General features: G+C 66.2%; 17 protein-coding genes and 2 tRNA genes. 16 read left to right on the forward strand and 3 right to left on the reverse strand.

Annotated elements, in window-relative coordinates:
- The first annotated feature begins 19 nt into the window (after positions 1-19).
- The 15 genes from moaA (at position 20) to FZP69_RS12760 (ending at position 8,502) form a co-directional block, all read left to right on the forward strand.
- Positions 20-1,033, forward strand: a complete 1,014-nt coding sequence (gene moaA, locus FZP69_RS12690) for a GTP 3',8-cyclase MoaA (RefSeq protein ID WP_152041783.1) — start codon at positions 20-22, stop codon at positions 1,031-1,033.
- A 435-nt stretch (positions 1,034-1,468) separates the two neighbouring features.
- Positions 1,469-1,553: transfer RNA gene (locus FZP69_RS12695), tRNA-Ser, on the forward strand.
- Between the two features lie 16 nt (positions 1,554-1,569).
- Positions 1,570-2,082 (forward strand): 30S ribosomal protein S13, encoded by a 513-nt coding sequence (locus FZP69_RS12700; RefSeq protein WP_152041784.1) that lies wholly within the window; start codon positions 1,570-1,572, stop codon positions 2,080-2,082.
- Entirely contained in the window at positions 2,079-2,606 is a 528-nt protein-coding gene (locus tag FZP69_RS12705) for a 30S ribosomal protein S4 (RefSeq protein WP_152041785.1), read from the forward strand. The genes FZP69_RS12700 and FZP69_RS12705 overlap by 4 nt, the downstream gene beginning before the upstream one ends.
- A 7-nt stretch (positions 2,607-2,613) precedes the next feature.
- Positions 2,614-3,003 carry a 30S ribosomal protein S11 gene (locus tag FZP69_RS12710; protein WP_152041786.1) on the forward strand — a complete coding sequence of 130 codons (390 nt, stop codon included), beginning with the start codon at positions 2,614-2,616 and terminating at the stop codon, positions 3,001-3,003.
- 1 nt (position 3,004) lies between these two features.
- Positions 3,005-3,757, forward strand: coding sequence for a DNA-directed RNA polymerase subunit D (locus tag FZP69_RS12715; protein WP_152041787.1), 753 nt, complete (start codon positions 3,005-3,007; stop codon positions 3,755-3,757).
- 212 nt (positions 3,758-3,969) lie between these two features.
- Positions 3,970-4,054 (forward strand) — tRNA-Leu (locus tag FZP69_RS12720).
- Positions 4,055-4,192: 138 nt separating this feature from the next.
- Positions 4,193-4,543: a 50S ribosomal protein L18e gene (locus tag FZP69_RS12725; protein WP_152041788.1), complete on the forward strand. Its 351-nt coding sequence runs from the start codon at positions 4,193-4,195 to the stop codon at positions 4,541-4,543.
- Entirely contained in the window at positions 4,540-4,977 is a 438-nt protein-coding gene (locus FZP69_RS12730; RefSeq protein WP_152041789.1) for a 50S ribosomal protein L13, read from the forward strand. The genes FZP69_RS12725 and FZP69_RS12730 overlap by 4 nt, the downstream gene beginning before the upstream one ends.
- Positions 4,971-5,369 carry a 30S ribosomal protein S9 gene (locus FZP69_RS12735; protein ID WP_152041790.1) on the forward strand — a complete coding sequence of 133 codons (399 nt, stop codon included), beginning with the start codon at positions 4,971-4,973 and terminating at the stop codon, positions 5,367-5,369. Before FZP69_RS12730 ends, FZP69_RS12735 begins: the two co-directional genes overlap by 7 nt.
- Before the next feature lie 11 nt (positions 5,370-5,380).
- Positions 5,381-5,572, forward strand: a complete 192-nt coding sequence (locus FZP69_RS12740) for a DNA-directed RNA polymerase subunit N (protein ID WP_152041791.1) — start codon at positions 5,381-5,383, stop codon at positions 5,570-5,572.
- Positions 5,569-5,745, forward strand: coding sequence for a DNA-directed RNA polymerase subunit K (locus tag FZP69_RS12745; RefSeq protein WP_152041792.1), 177 nt, complete (start codon positions 5,569-5,571; stop codon positions 5,743-5,745). Before FZP69_RS12740 ends, FZP69_RS12745 begins: the two co-directional genes overlap by 4 nt.
- Before the next feature lie 33 nt (positions 5,746-5,778).
- Positions 5,779-6,978 carry a phosphopyruvate hydratase gene (gene eno / locus FZP69_RS12750; RefSeq protein ID WP_152041793.1) on the forward strand — a complete coding sequence of 400 codons (1,200 nt, stop codon included), beginning with the start codon at positions 5,779-5,781 and terminating at the stop codon, positions 6,976-6,978.
- 6 nt (positions 6,979-6,984) lie between these two features.
- Entirely contained in the window at positions 6,985-7,818 is an 834-nt protein-coding gene (rpsB, locus tag FZP69_RS12755; RefSeq protein ID WP_152041794.1) for a 30S ribosomal protein S2, read from the forward strand.
- A 198-nt stretch (positions 7,819-8,016) separates the two neighbouring features.
- Positions 8,017-8,502 carry a hypothetical protein gene (locus FZP69_RS12760; RefSeq protein ID WP_152041795.1) on the forward strand — a complete coding sequence of 162 codons (486 nt, stop codon included), beginning with the start codon at positions 8,017-8,019 and terminating at the stop codon, positions 8,500-8,502.
- A gap of 470 nt (positions 8,503-8,972) precedes the next feature.
- On the opposite strand, the gene FZP69_RS12765 is transcribed toward FZP69_RS12760, so the two are convergent.
- Positions 8,973-9,785: a VOC family protein gene (locus FZP69_RS12765; RefSeq protein ID WP_152041796.1), complete on the reverse strand. Its 813-nt coding sequence runs from the start codon at positions 9,783-9,785 to the stop codon at positions 8,973-8,975.
- A gap of 126 nt (positions 9,786-9,911) precedes the next feature.
- Here FZP69_RS12765 and FZP69_RS12770 point away from each other — a divergent pair, with 126 nt between their 5' ends.
- On the forward strand, positions 9,912-10,874 hold the full coding sequence (locus FZP69_RS12770; protein ID WP_152041797.1) for a zinc-dependent metalloprotease: 963 nt from the start codon (positions 9,912-9,914) through the stop codon (positions 10,872-10,874).
- A 219-nt stretch (positions 10,875-11,093) separates the two neighbouring features.
- On the opposite strand, the gene FZP69_RS12775 is transcribed toward FZP69_RS12770, so the two are convergent.
- Both FZP69_RS12775 and FZP69_RS12780 read right to left on the reverse strand, forming a co-directional pair.
- Complete coding sequence (locus tag FZP69_RS12775) at positions 11,094-12,842, reverse strand: BCCT family transporter (protein ID WP_192918578.1); 1,749 nt, start codon at positions 12,840-12,842, stop codon at positions 11,094-11,096.
- Positions 12,843-13,259: 417 nt separating this feature from the next.
- On the reverse strand, positions 13,260-14,099 hold the full coding sequence (locus FZP69_RS12780; RefSeq protein ID WP_152041798.1) for a hypothetical protein: 840 nt from the start codon (positions 14,097-14,099) through the stop codon (positions 13,260-13,262).
- Between the last annotated feature and the right edge of the window lie 232 nt (positions 14,100-14,331).

A 14,331-nucleotide genomic window follows, 5' to 3' on the forward strand; every position in this document is an offset into this window, starting at 1 on the left:
CACACCCACGTCCCTGCTAATGCTCGAGGACGACTTTGGACGGGAGGTGACGGGTGTCCGGGTCTCGTTGACCGATCGGTGTAACTTCGACTGTGTCTACTGCCACAACGAGGGGCTGGGCGACACCCGCGGGCCGATGGAACCGGGCGACAACGAGATGTCGACCGACGACGTGGTCCGGTTCCTCGAGGTCGTCGAGGAGTTCGGCGTTCGGAAGGTGAAGTTCACGGGCGGGGAGCCGATGCTCCGTCAGGACCTCGAGGAGATCATCCGTCGCACGCCGGCGTCGATGGAGACGTCGCTGACGACGAACGGGACGTTCCTCCCGGGACGGGCCGAGGCGCTGAAGGCGGCCGGGCTCTCGCGGGTGAACGTCTCGCAGGATGCGCTCGATCCCGAGGCGTTCGCCGAGATCACGAAGTCGGGCGCGTACGACAGGGTGATGGAAGGGGTTCGCGCCGCGGTCGACGCCGGGCTCACCCCCGTCAAACTGAACATGGTCGTCTTCGAGCACACCGCGGGCTACGTCGAGGAGATGGTCGAGTACGTGGCGGAGAACGACGGTCTCCAGCTCCAGCTCATCGAGTACATGCCCGAACTCACGGGGAAGCCGGAGTGGAACATCGACATCGGGCGCGTCCACGACTGGCTCGCCGACATCGCCCACCGGGTGGAGACGCGCGAGATGCACGACCGCAGGCGCTACTTCGTCACCACCGACGCCACGCCGGACGGCTCGGAGGGCGGCATGGTGGAGATCGTCGACCCCGTCGAGAACGAGGAGTTCTGCGCCAACTGCCATCGCGTCCGGGTGACCCACGAGGGCTACCTCAAGGGCTGTCTCAACCGCAACGACGACCTCCGACCGATGGGGGAGATGTCGAGAGCGGAGATCCGCGCGGCCTTCCGCGAGACCGTCGCCAACCGGGTGCCGTACTACGGCGAGTACCTCGTCAAGGACGACGACGGCGAGTGGATGGTCAACGAGAAGTATCTGGGTGTCGACCCCGACCCGATCGCGGCAGACGACTGAACGGGGTCACACGCCCCGTCACGGTCGAAGAGCCGGGCGCTCCACCGACTCGAGTGGACGCTGGAAACGGTATCCTCTGGATGCTCGACGCGATGGACGGCGTCGCCATGGACGGTCACAGCACGGCCGGCACTCGCTTTCACCTCCGGTCCGCCAGTAAGCGGGGGTGTCGAGCGGTTCGTGGAAGGCTGTCTGGAGCAGGGGAGTCGCCGTCACGCTACGGTCGGTGGACGACCCCGCTGGCCGACACAGACACCCCGACCCCCGCACAGTGCGAGGCGCTCCGCGTCGCCGACGACCGCGTGACCCGTCCCCGCACGCCGCCAGCCGTTTCGTGAGCCTTAAGTACACTCTCCCAGTTGTACAGACTGCAAACACTGTAGGGGCAGCGGGTCCCGAGTCCGCCGACATGGGCGACAGTGCATCAGACCGCGGGTTGCGGTAGCCAAGCCTGGCCCAAGGCGCAGGGTTGCTAACTCTGTGGCGTCAAGCCTCCGGGGTTCGAATCCCCGCCGCAACGCTCACGAACACTAGTCATGAGTGCAGAAGAACCACAGGACGACTCCGCCGAAGACGACGACCTTCGGTACTTCGTCAGGATCGGACAGACCGACCTCGACGGCACGAAAGCCGTCGAGCGGAGCCTGACGGAGATGAAAGGTATCGGCAAGCGCACGGCGCGCATCGTCGCCGACGCGGCCGGCGTCGACCGAATGGCGACGTTCGGCCGGCTCGAAGACGACGAGATCGAATCGGTCGTAGAGGTCGTCGAGAACCTCCACGACCACGTGCCGTCGTGGATGGCCAACCGCCAGCGCGACTTCTACTCCGGGGAGACCAGCCACATCGTCGGCTCGGATCTCGGACAGAAGCGCACCCACGACATCAACCGGATGAAGATGATCAACTGCTACAAGGGCGTGCGCCACAAGCGCGGGCAGAAGGTCCGCGGCCAGCGGACGAAGTCCACCGGTCGCTCCGAGGGGACCATCGGGGTCAACGTCGAAGCGATCAAGGAGGACATGGCCGAGGAGGCCGAAGACGAATGACCACCGGCAAGAACACCAAGTTCTACGAGACGCCGAACCACCCGTTCCAGGGCGAGCGGATCGCCTCGGAAGGAGGACTGCTCGGCGACTACGGCCTGAAGAACAAAGAGGAGCTCTGGCGCGCCCAGTCGCAGCTGCGCGACATCCGCCGCGAGGCCCGACGCCTCCTCGGCGAGGCGCAGGGTGACGTCGAGGCCGCCGAGGCCGCTGGCGCGGCCTTCCTCACCCGACTCCGACGGCTGGGAATCCTCTCCGAGGAGGACGACATCTCGCAGGTGCTCGGGCTCGACGTCACGGACCTGCTCGAGCGCCGCCTGCAGACCGTCGTCTACCGGAAGGGGCTGGCGAACACGCCACAGCAGGCGCGGCAGTTCATCTCACACGGTCACATCACGGTCGAGGGCGCACGCGTCACCGTGCCGTCGAAGAAGGTCGAGGTCGACGAGGCCGACACCGTCGCCTTCGACGCCAACAGCCCACTCGACGACGACCTCCACCCGATGCGGGCGGGGGGACAGGAGTAACTAACCCATGAGCGAAGGAGAGAAAGAACGGTGGGGGATCGCCCACATCCACGCGTCGTTCAACAACACGCTGATGACCGTCACCGACCAGACCGGCGCCGAGACCGTCGCGAAATCCTCGGGCGGGTCGGTCGTGAAGCAGAACCGCGACGAGGCGTCGCCGTACGCCGCCATGCAGATGGCCGACTCGATCGCCGAGGAGGTCAAGGCGGCGGGCATCACGAAGCTGCACGTCCGCGTCCGCGGTCCTGGCGGGAACAAGACGAAGTCGCCGGGTCCCGGCGCGCAGGCGGCCATCCGCGCGCTGGCCCGCGCCGGCATCGAGATCGGTCGCATCGAGGACGTCACGCCGCTGCCACACGACGGCACCCGAGCGCCCAAGAACCGACGGTTCTGACATGACAGGACAGTTCGAAGTCGAGTTCATCGAACGCACCGATCGGCGTGCGCGCTTCGTCGCGCGGGGGCTGACACCGGCGTTCGCCAACGGCATCCGCCGGGCGATGATCGCCGACGTGCCGACGTTCTCCATCGACGACGTGCGGTTCGTGGAGAACTCGTCGGTGATGTTCGACGAGATGATCGGTCTCAGACTGGGGCTGGTGCCGCTGACCACCCCGCTCGACGACTTCGAGGTCGGCGACGTGGTCACCCTCGCGCTCGACGTCGAGGGACCGGCGACGGCGTACTCCGGCGACATCGAGACGTCCGATCCCCTCGTACAGCCGGCCGACAAGAACGTCCCGATCATCGAACTCAAGGAGGGCCAGCGACTCGAGTGCGAGGCCGACGCCGTCCTCGACACGGGCAAGAGCCACGCCAAACAGCAAGGTGGCGTCGCGGTGGGCTACCGGCACCTCCAGCGCGTCGAGGTGATCGGCGACGACCCCGACGCCGAGTTCGACGAGCAGGAGCCGAACATCCTGCGCGGCGTCATCGAAGAGGACGGCGAACTCGTCCCGACGGACGAGTTCGACAACGACCTCACGGAGCGGTACCCCGGCAAGGAGCTCGACGTGATCGACGTGCCGGGTGCGTTCGTCTTCCACGTGGAGACGGACGGCTCGTTCACCGTCGACGAACTGGTGACGCGTGCGGTCGGCTCGATCGAGTCGCGCGCGGCCGAACTCGAAGAGAAGGTCGCCCTCTGACGAGGGTACGGACGAACACGGATACGGAGACGAACACACAGCATAGATGCGCCCCCGAAACCCACCACGGACGGTCCGCTCGCCCCGCGTACGGCCAGCCGAGCGGCCGTCCTCGTTCCCGTCCGCACGGCCGACCGCGACGTCGCCGTCGGCGGACGGGCCTGGGACAACCGAAAGCGGTTTCAAGGGGCACGCAGTAGCGGAGTACGCACGCAGGGATAGCCAAGTCTGGCCAACGGCGCAGCGTTCAGGGCGCTGTCCCATAGGGGTCCGCAGGTTCGAATCCTGCTCCCTGCATTTTTCGGCTCGACCGAACGGGAGAGCCGTGAAAACCCGAGCGGACAGGTTCGGGCCTCGCGAGGCGCACCGCGTCTCGCGGAGGTCCGAATCCGACTCCCTGCACGCTCCGATTTCTCCTCACTGGAGCCACAGAACATGAGCAAGACGAATCCGAGACTCAACAGTCTCATCGCCGAGCTGAAGTCGGTCTCTCGCGATTCCGGTTCCCCCGTCTGGGCCGACATCGCAGACCGTCTCGAGAAGCCACGGCGCACCCACGCAGAGGTCAACCTGGGACGCATCGAACGGTACGCCCGCGAGGACGAGACCGTCGTCGTCCCCGGGAAGGTCCTCGGTAGCGGTGTGCTGCAGAAGAACGTCACCGTCGCCGCCGTCGACTTCTCGTCGACCGCTCGCACGAAGATCGAGCAGGTCGGCGACGCCGTGACGCTGGAACAGATCGCCGAACAGAACCCCGACGGCTCGAACGTACGGGTGATCCGATGAGCGTCGCCGAGTTCGACGCGGACGTCGTCGTCGACGCCCGCGACTGCATCCTCGGCCGCGTCGCCAGCGAGGTCGCCCAGCGGGCGCTCGCCGGCGAGCGCGTCGCCGTCGTCAACGCCGAACACGCGGTCATCACGGGCTCCGAAGAGGACGTGATGAGCGTCTACCGCAAGCGCGTCGAGGTCGGCTCCGACAGGGGGCCGTACTACCCGAAGCGGCCCGACCGCCTCTTCAAGCGGGCCGTCCGCGGGATGATCCCGTACAAGAAGCCTCGCGGCCGCGAGGCGTTCGAGCGCGTCCGCGTCTACGTCGGCAACCCGTACGACGAGGACGGCGAGGTCCTCGACGGGACGTCGCTGGATCGGCTGTCGAACATCAAGTTCATCTCGCTCGGCGAAGTGAGCGAGAAGCTGGGAGCCAACGTCACATGGTAACGAACACCTCAGGCAAGAAGAAGACGGCCGTCGCCCGCGCCACCGTGCGCGACGGCGAGGGTCGCGTGCGCATCAACTCCCGACCGGTCGAACTGGTCGAACCGGAGATGGCCCGACTGAAGATGCTGGAGCCGTTCCGCATTGCGGGCGAGGACCTCCGGTCGCGGGTCGACCTCGACATCAGGGTCTCCGGCGGGGGCGTGAGCGGGCAGGCGGACGCCGTCCGCACCGCCATCGCGCGCGGTATCGTCCAGCACCTCAACGACGCCGAACTCCGCGACGCGTTCATGGAGTTCGACCGCTCGCTGCTGGTGAACGACGTCCGTCAGTCCGAACCCAAGAAGTGGGGCGGGCCCGGCGCGCGTGCACGCTACCAGAAGTCCTACCGCTAGGTGATCTGACCATGATGATTCCCGTCCGGTGCTTCACGTGCGGCAACGTCATCGGCGAACACTGGGACGAGTTCACGGCGCGGACGGAGGCAGGCGAGGACGCCGCCGAGGTCCTCGACGACCTCGGGGTCCGCCGGCACTGCTGCCGTCGCATGATCGTCTCGCACAAGGACCTCGTCGACGTGGTGGCACCCTACCAATGAAACAGCGATACAACCGGTACGAGAAGGCCCGCATCCTCGGGGCACGCGCCCTGCAGGTGTCGTACGGCGCACCGGTGCTCATCGACTCCGACCAGTCGGAGCCGATCCTCATCGCCGCCGAGGAGTACGACGCCGGCGTCTTACCCTTCACCGTGCGGCGAGAGGGGAAGTGACATGTCGGTCGCCATCACAAAGAGAGGTGACGCATGACCCGAATCAGCTCCGTCTCGCTCCGGCGCGTGCTCGACTCCCGAGGGAACCCCACGGTAGAGGCCGACGTCCTCACCGACTCCGGCGGGTTCGGTCGCGCGGCCGCGCCGTCGGGTGCGAGTACCGGCGAGTACGAGGCGATCGAACTCCCGCCGTCGGAGGCCATCGCGGCCGCCCGCCGGCACGCCATCCCGCGGCTCGAGGGCGAGGTGTTCGCCGGTGACCAGCGCGAGGTCGACAACACGCTGCGTGCCGCCGACGGCACCGAGAACTTCTCGGAGATCGGCGCGAACTCGGCCGTCGCCATCTCGATGGCCGCCGCGAAAGCCGGTGCCAACGAACTGGGGCTGCCGCTGTACCAGCACCTCGGCGGTGCCTTCCGCGGCGACAACTTCCCGATCCCCCTCGGCAACGTCATCGGGGGCGGGGAACACGCGAAGGAGGCGACGCACATCCAGGAGTTCCTCGCCGCGCCCGTCGGCGCACCCTCGGTCTCGGAAGCCGTCTTCGCCAACGCGAAGGTCCACGGTCGCGCCTCCGAGCTGCTCGACGAGCGAGGCATCCCCGCCGCGAAGGGTGACGAGGGCGCGTGGGCACCGCCGGTCTCGGACGCGGAGGCGTTCGAGGTGATGGAGGCCGCGGTCGCGGACGTCGCCAGCGACCTCGGCTTCGAGATCAAGTTCGGTCTCGACGTCGCCGCGAGCGAACTCCACTCCGAGGAGGGGTACGACTTCGGCGACGAGGTCAAGTCCACGGCGGAGATGATCGACTACATCGCCGAGATGGTCGACGAGTACGACCTCGCCTACGTGGAAGACCCCCTCGACGAGAACGACTACGAGGGGTTCGCCACCCTGACCGACAGGGTGGGCGACCGGACGCTGATCTGTGGCGACGACCTGTTCGTCACGAACACGTCCCGACTGCAGGACGGCATCGACCAGGGTGCGGGCAACTCCATCCTGATCAAGCCCAACCAGATCGGCTCGCTGACGCAGGCGTTCGACGCCATCGAACTCGCGACCGAGCACGGCTACGACTCGGTCATCTCCCACCGCTCGGGCGAGACCGAGGACACCACCATCGCACACCTCGCCGTCGCGACCGACGCGCCGTTCATCAAGACCGGCACGGTCCAGGGCGAGCGCACAGCCAAGCTGAACGAACTCATCCGAATCGCGGACGATGCGGTATAACGCAGCATGAGCGACAACGACAACGACGCGGTCGAGGTCGTCGACGAGGAGGAGACCGAGGAGGTCCCCGCCGCCGTCGAGACCGAGACCGCAGACCAGACCGCCGAAGCGCCCGCCGAGGCCACAGAGGTCGAGGCAGAAGAGACGAGCACGGCCGCCGAAGCCGAGGCCGCCACGGACGACGTCGCAGAGGCGACCGAGACCGTCGAGGAGGACGAAGACGCCGGTCCCGCCTTCGACGAGGACGTCATGCCGGACGAGGAGGCCGACCTCCTCATCCCGGTCGAGGACTACCTCTCCGCGGGGGTCCACATCGGGACCCAGCAGAAAACGAAGGACATGGAGCGGTTCATCCACCGCGTCCGCGACGACGGTCTCTACGTGCTGGACGTCTCGCAGACGGACCAGCGCATCCGCACGGCCGCGGACTTCCTCGCGAACTACGCGCCGGAGCAGATCCTGGTGACGTCGTCGCGGCAGTACGGTCGGTTCCCGGCGCAGAAGTTCGCCGACGCCGTTGGTGCCCGCGCCCGGACCGGGCGGTTCATCCCGGGGACGCTGACGAACCCCGACTACGCCGGCTACATCGAGCCGGACGTCGTCGTGGTGACGGACCCGATCGGCGACGCCCAGGCCGTCAAGGAGGCCATCACCGTGGGCATTCCCGTCATCGCGATGTGTGACTCGAACAACCAGACCTCGAACGTCGACCTCGTCATCCCGACGAACAACAAGGGTCGCCGGGCGCTCTCCGTCGTGTACTGGCTGCTCGCCAACGAGACGCTCGACCGCCGTGGCACCGACCAGGTGTACGCGCTGGACGAGTTCGAGGAAGTCTGAATTCTCCGCAGGGTTTCGTTTCGGTCGGATCGGCAGTGAGCCGTGAGTCGTGGCCGTACCAGTCCGAGTGACGTTCCGGACACCGCCGAACGCGAGAGGTCGATCTTTCACGGACCGCTCGGCGGGCTCAATTATCCGAATTGATTCTCCAGAGGTCGGTTTAATTGTGGGTTCATCGTAACGTTCGTACAGTCACACATGTCGTACGCCGAATCGACTGGAGAGCTGATCTTGTGCTCTCCAAACCGTCACAGCCTGACTGCTCTCACGACTCGTATTCGATCGAAGCTCGATGAGAAGGGAGCACAGTACAACGGTCCGAAAACGCCTCCAGCCATCAGTTATCGAGAAGTGCACCGATTCCTGCGCCACCTCACTGAACCGGATTCCGAAGAGACGCCAGAGAAGAGGGATCTGGACGAGATCCTGTTCAGAATCGCAGACAGCGAAGAACACGTTCGTGATCTCGTCTCCATCGTCGAAGACGAGTCGGACCTTTTCGTCAGAGAGTTGTTGATCGTCGGGGACGATTCGATACGTTCAGCGTTCTCGTTCGATAACCCAGATGACGTGTTCGTACTCGCGACACTTGGGCAGCGGCGACACCAGAAGGGAAGAGGTTTCGATCCGTACTCCTGGGATCCGAATCTGGACCACATCCCGTCACACCCGGATGGGTGGTGAGATAGTAGCGTGTGGAAGAAACCACTCACTCGGTCGGTAGGTGGCCCCATACACCCGCTGCGACGGCAAGGGCAACGGGACCGGCTGTGAAGAGGTTCCAGACGCTACTATACGAGCAGCCAGGTGAACGTGTGGGGGGATGTCCACACACGGACACTCCCCGGTAGCGACTACCGCGTGCAGTGTCGAGATCGGCATCTCCACACCCGTTCGCTGGTGTCGTGGTGCGAACTCTCCGTTGCAGCAAGACTGTACGCTCGTCTGTAAACGTCGTCCACGGTGTCGTCGCCGTCGTTCCACGTCGCGATGTCTCCGGCGACCAGTTCTGCTCCTGTCGTCGTCGCTGTCGAACTCGTCCGTCTCCCCTCTGACCGTACGTGAGTGGGTGCGGTACGTCGCCAATATTATCAGATGAATGATGGCTGTTTCGCCGGGACGGGCGGCAGGACTGGGCCGACGAGCGGACGCGTTCACTCGACGACGCCGACACGCCCCCGGAGGAGGTCGTGGTCGAACCACGCCAGCCGGCGCGTCCCCCACTCGACGGTCGGCGTGAGTTCGTACGCCGTCCGGGCCGCCGCCAGGTCCGTGGTTCCGAGGAGGACGGCGACGGGGCGTTCGCCGACGCGCGCGAGACGGGAGTCGCTGGCCCCGACGAGCGCGAAGGGGTGGCCCGGGACGACGGTGGCGTCGCCGTCGACGGCGTCGGTGTCGATCGCGACCGGCGCAGGCGTGCGGTACCGGCGGTCGAACAGCGCCGCCGCGTCGTCGGGGTCGGCGACGCCGAGAACGACCGTCTCCACGCCGGTCAGCGACGTCAGCCCCTCGGTCTCGGCGACGCGCCACTCGCGCGGCGTCCGGTCGACGATGGGGAACGGCAGGAGCCACCTGTCGGACGAGTCGACGCGCTCGAAGGTCTGATCCCACTCGACCCGACGGCCGTCGGGACGGTCGCGGCTCCCGTGGATGGGGCCCTCGACGGCGAAGCCGGCGTCGATGGCCCGCTTCGCCTCTCGGACGACGTCGTCGACGCGAACACACCACGCGGCGGGTCCCGCCCGGGCCGCGAGCGCGGTTGGCCAGAAGCCCGCGTCGTCGGAGTCGGTCCCCGGCGTCGGTGCGATGTACTCCAGGTACGAGCCGTCGGCGAACCCCGAGAGCGCCATGTGGGTCGTCCCGTCCGCGTGGGTCCCGCCGTAGTCGTACGCGAGGCCGACCTGATCGAGTGCCGCTCGGACGGGATCGAGGTCGTCCCAACCGAAGGCGACGTGATCGACGTGCATACCACGACGACGGCGAGTGGAGTAAAAAAAGCGCTCGTCGGCGTCCTGCCCGGTGGTCGTGCGAGCGGGTCACCCCGTGAGACCGGCGACCGAAGGGTTTTGTCGCTCGCTCACCGACCGAACCCCATGAGTCTGTTCCGAAGTGTCCGGGCGGTCGCCGAGTCAACCGGCGACGGCTCCGGAGCCATCGACTGGGAGGCCGTCGCCGAGGCCGCACAGGCCTCGACCGACCCCGGCTCACTCGCGCTCACGACCGCGGAGCGGGAGGGGTACGCCGCGGACGTCAGGGACGCGCGGGCGCGTCTCCGCTCGGTCGGCGACGTCGAGTTCGATCTCCCGCGCACCATCGAGATCCAGAACCGTCACCACTGGATCGACGCGAACATCCGGACGTTCGAGCGCGTGATGCGCCCGATCGAGGAACACGGCGTGACGGTGCTGCCGGGCGTGACGCGCGTCGTCAACACCGGGACGATGGCGTTCGTGCTCTCGTTTCTCGCCCGGCACGTCCTCGGGCAGTACGACCCGCTCTTGCTCGCCGACAGCGACGACGACCACGGCCTCTACTTCGTCCACCCGAACATCGTCCGCGTCGCCGGGCTGCTCGACGTCGAGTACCCCCGATTCCGCCGGTGGATCGCCTTCCACGAGGTGGCTCACGCCGCGGAGTTCGGGGCGGCCCCGTGGCTCCCCGACCACCTCGAGACGCGGATGGAACGCGGCCTCGACGCCCTCGCGGAGGGCGAACTCGACCGCGAGGCGTTCAGAGACCTCGACGTCGCCATGACCGCCGTCGAGGGGTACGCCGAACTCCTGATGGACCGGGCGTTCGACGACGAGTACGCCGACCTCCGCGAGAAACTCGACGCCCGCCGGCAGGGTGGCGGCCCCGTCGCCCGTCTCGTCAGACGACTCCTCGGATTGGGCCTCAAACGCCGGCAGTACGAACGGGGGGCGCGCTTCTTCCGGGCGGTCGCCGACGAGCGTGGCGTCGCCGCCGCGAGCCGCGTCTGGGACCGGCCGGAGAACCTCCCGACGGACGCGGAACTCGACGACCCCGCGCGGTGGCTCCGCCGGATCGATCCCTGAACCGGTTCGACCTGATCCGTCCGTCGAACCCCTCCACTAGAATCGGTTTCGACGGCCGTAGTGTCTCCTGCGGGCGAACTTCGTACGAGGTTCTCTCGCCGCACTGAGGGGGCAGACCGTTCAGTACAGGACACGCACGTACGAGTCTCCGTCCGCTGGCTCGTTCCCGCTCGAACCGGGATGTCCGGCACGTCGGGCGATCACATCTCCGAACGACTGCTAGTCATCGCCGGCCGAGGGTTCGCCGTCGTCGACGTCGGTGACGACGATGCCGTCGTCCTCGACCACGACGGACTCTCGTCTGTCGAGCCGTTCCATCCACTCGGCGAACTCCGCGGACTCCATGATCCGGAGTTCGTTGCCCAGGCCCACGTAGACCGTGTAGCACATCAACAGCAGGACGAACGTAAATGGAAGCCCGGCGGTGATCACGGCGGTTTGGAGCGCGCCCAACCCCCCGCCGACCAGGAGGACGGCGGCGATGACACCCTCGATGACCGCCCAGAAGATCCGCTGGGCGGCCGGCACGTCGTATTTGCCCCCGGACGTCAGGTGATCGATCACGAGCGATCCCGAATCCGAGGAGGTGACGAAGAAGGTGACCACGAGGACGACTGCCAGTACCGACAGGGGGATCGTCAGCTGAAAGTACGAGAACATCTCGTAGATGGCGGTCGCGACGTCGGCGTTCACCGCGTCGACGAGCGATCCGTCCGTCTCCAGCTCGACGAACAGCGCCGACCCTCCGAACGTGGACATCCAGAGGAAGGAAAACAGCGTCGGCACGAGGAGGACGCCGAGCACGAACTCCCGGACAGTCCTGCCCTTGGAGATGCGAGCGATGAACATCCCGACGAACGGTGACCAGGAGATCCACCAGCCCCAGTAGAAGATCGTCCAGCCGCTCTGCCAGGTGTTCCCACCGCCGGTCTGGCTCCAGAACGCCAGCTCCGGCAGGACGCCGATGTAGGTGCCGAGGCTCGTGACGAAATTGGCGAGGACGTACAGCGTCGGGCCGACGGCGAGCATCATTCCCAGGAGTATCATCATGAGATAGACATTGAGCTCGCTCAGTCGCCGCACGCCGCCGTCGAGCCCAGCGGCCACCGACAGCGTTGCGATGGCCGTGATGACCCCGATCAGGACCACCTGAATCCATACCGCTTGCGGGATCGTCGTCGAGAGGAACTGCCCGGAGAGCGCCGTGAGGCCGGCGTTGACTTGCTGGACGCCGATGCCAAGCGACGTCGAGAGCCCGAACAGCGTCGCGATGACCGAGACGATGTCGATGGTGTGGCCGGTCCAGCCGTAGATGCGCTCGCCCAGCAGCGGCCAGAAGATCGACCGGAAGGTCAGCGGCAGGCCGCGGTTGAACGAGAAGAAGGCCAGACCGAGGCCGACGAGTGCGTAAATCGCCCACGGGTGGATCCCCCAGTGGAAGAACGTCGTGGCCATGGCGGCCCCGCTGGCCGTGGTGCTCCCGCTCTGAACGCCGGCGAAGAAGGGCGGCACGGACCCGAAGTGAAAGATCGGTTCAGCCACGCTAAAAAACATGAGTCCGATCCCCATGCCCGCGCTGAACAGCATCGCGACCCAGGAGAAGTCGGAAAACTCCCTGTCTGCCTCGACACCCCCGATCCGGATCGATCCGTACTTGCCAAGTGCGAAGTACAGGACGACGACGATGAAGACGTTCACCGAGAGAACGTAGAACCATCCTGCGACAGCGGAGATCCCGGTCTGGAGCGCGCTGAACGTCCCCGCAGCCTGCGATCGAAAGATCAGCGTGACCGCGATGAAGAGCACGATCACCAGACAGGAGAGAGGAAACACCCGCGGATGGACGTCGACTCCGAACACCTGGACGTTCGTATCCCCCGGTTCTCGGTCGGTGTCCGGATGGAACAGTTCGACCTGGAGTCCCGCTGACGTCTCCCCGACGATTTCGTCTTCGTCACCCACGGACATCGACCCGTCTCTCCGGAGCGAATTGCCGCCGAGACCACTCCAATCTGCCCGAGTCACGTCGACCGAGGACTCCGTTCCCGACGTCCCGTGTCACCGACGGGTCTGGTCTGCTCCCCGCGGGAGTCGGGTGAAACGCAAGTGGTGTGGTAACGTACGTCATGAAACAGCTTGACGCCATACTGACAACAGTCTTTCGCTGAGCGACAGTCGTTCCCGACTCTATCCGGATCGTCGGTACACCACGTGTCGGGGCAACGATTCGACGTCGGGGAACCGATCAAGAAGTCGGTTAGGGGAGAACGAACGCACTGGGCGGCCCTGCCGGACTCGGCCTCTATATCGGTCACGCTGATTCCGATAGCGTTCGGGTGGATTTCGGCGGACGTGTCGAAGAGAGAGCGCGTGTTCAGCAGTCGATCAGTTCGTGGTCACGGTCGAGTGTGACTCGGCTTCGACGGCGACGACCACCGTCGACTGTCCCGTTGGCGTCCGGACCCCGTATTCCAGTCCGGTTCCCGGATCGGCGTCTCTACTACTCGCCGACACCGTTACCTCGTCGGACGCTCCGGGTTCGAGCAGGATATCGAACCCCTTCGGCCGGTACATTGGGTACGAGAAGTTCACCGCGCCGCGGAACGTACCAGGGCCGTCGCCGACGTTCTCTGCGGTCACCGTGATGTCGAACGTCTCATCAGGCGGCACCGTCTCGGGGGCGCTGGCAGTCCACTCCCACGCAGGCGGTGGTGTCGTCGCCTTTTCGGTGTCGAGTTCCCACTCCCACGAGTCCGTATCGCCTTCCAGGCGAAGCGATGGCGCTGTGGCGAGTCGAGGTGGGACCTCGAACACGAGCCATCCACGGGGTCCGGGATTCGTCGGCTCGGGTGCGTACGGCTCACCGGGGACGTCGAGGCCGACCGGATAGCGATGATCGATCTGTACTGGGTCGTGGAGTTCGTCGGCAGCGACGAGCGTGAACGCGTCCTGACTCGGGATGGGTTCCGTCCCACTGACGTCCACGGTGACGAACACGAACTGGCCGTCCGCCGGCCGGATCGCGTTCCAGTCCACGTTCTGGATGTGGCGGTAGCTGTACTGGACGGCCGCGGCCTCGATGATCACCGCGGGGCGTGAGGGCGTGCTGGGTGTCGCCGTCGCCGTATCGGTCGGGGAGTCGGGTGTCGAGCCGGGTGAGGCACCGACACACCCCGCGAGACCGGCAGCTGCGAGGGTCGCGAGACACGCGCGTCTGGAGGGCATACCGAGAACGTTCAGTTGTTCGTTGTAAGTGTCTTGTGCGGTCGGAGCGGGATCGAACCTGTCCGGTCGTTACTCGCGCGGTGGACACCACGGATATCCGTGCAGGAGATCCTCTGTTCCGCCGGTTACATCTCTCTCTGTTCAGCACGATCCTCGTATCAGTCACGGTGCTGTTCGACAGAGCCCCCGGCTCCGATTCGACCCGAGGTCCCCGACTCGCCACGTCCTCGAC

This window comes from Salinigranum salinum, from assembly GCF_009176545.1.
In the GTDB taxonomy this organism is placed as follows: Archaea; Halobacteriota; Halobacteria; order Halobacteriales; family Haloferacaceae; genus Salinigranum; species Salinigranum salinum.

Coding starts and splice junctions, on each gene's coding strand:
- moaA (WP_152041783.1), top strand. CDS start 20: ATGCTCGAGGACGACTTTGGACGGGAGGTGACGGGTGTCCGGGTCTCG.
- FZP69_RS12700 (WP_152041784.1), top strand. CDS start 1,570: ATGAGTGCAGAAGAACCACAGGACGACTCCGCCGAAGACGACGACCTT.
- FZP69_RS12705 (WP_152041785.1), top strand. CDS start 2,079: ATGACCACCGGCAAGAACACCAAGTTCTACGAGACGCCGAACCACCCG.
- FZP69_RS12710 (WP_152041786.1), top strand. CDS start 2,614: ATGAGCGAAGGAGAGAAAGAACGGTGGGGGATCGCCCACATCCACGCG.
- FZP69_RS12715 (WP_152041787.1), top strand. CDS start 3,005: ATGACAGGACAGTTCGAAGTCGAGTTCATCGAACGCACCGATCGGCGT.
- FZP69_RS12725 (WP_152041788.1), top strand. CDS start 4,193: ATGAGCAAGACGAATCCGAGACTCAACAGTCTCATCGCCGAGCTGAAG.
- FZP69_RS12730 (WP_152041789.1), top strand. CDS start 4,540: ATGAGCGTCGCCGAGTTCGACGCGGACGTCGTCGTCGACGCCCGCGAC.
- FZP69_RS12735 (WP_152041790.1), top strand. CDS start 4,971: ATGGTAACGAACACCTCAGGCAAGAAGAAGACGGCCGTCGCCCGCGCC.
- FZP69_RS12740 (WP_152041791.1), top strand. CDS start 5,381: ATGATGATTCCCGTCCGGTGCTTCACGTGCGGCAACGTCATCGGCGAA.
- FZP69_RS12745 (WP_152041792.1), top strand. CDS start 5,569: ATGAAACAGCGATACAACCGGTACGAGAAGGCCCGCATCCTCGGGGCA.
- eno (WP_152041793.1), top strand. CDS start 5,779: ATGACCCGAATCAGCTCCGTCTCGCTCCGGCGCGTGCTCGACTCCCGA.
- rpsB (WP_152041794.1), top strand. CDS start 6,985: ATGAGCGACAACGACAACGACGCGGTCGAGGTCGTCGACGAGGAGGAG.
- FZP69_RS12760 (WP_152041795.1), top strand. CDS start 8,017: ATGTCGTACGCCGAATCGACTGGAGAGCTGATCTTGTGCTCTCCAAAC.
- FZP69_RS12765 (WP_152041796.1), bottom strand. CDS start 9,785: ATGCACGTCGATCACGTCGCCTTCGGTTGGGACGACCTCGATCCCGTC.
- FZP69_RS12770 (WP_152041797.1), top strand. CDS start 9,912: ATGAGTCTGTTCCGAAGTGTCCGGGCGGTCGCCGAGTCAACCGGCGAC.
- FZP69_RS12775 (WP_192918578.1), bottom strand. CDS start 12,842: ATGTCCGTGGGTGACGAAGACGAAATCGTCGGGGAGACGTCAGCGGGA.
- FZP69_RS12780 (WP_152041798.1), bottom strand. CDS start 14,099: ATGCCCTCCAGACGCGCGTGTCTCGCGACCCTCGCAGCTGCCGGTCTC.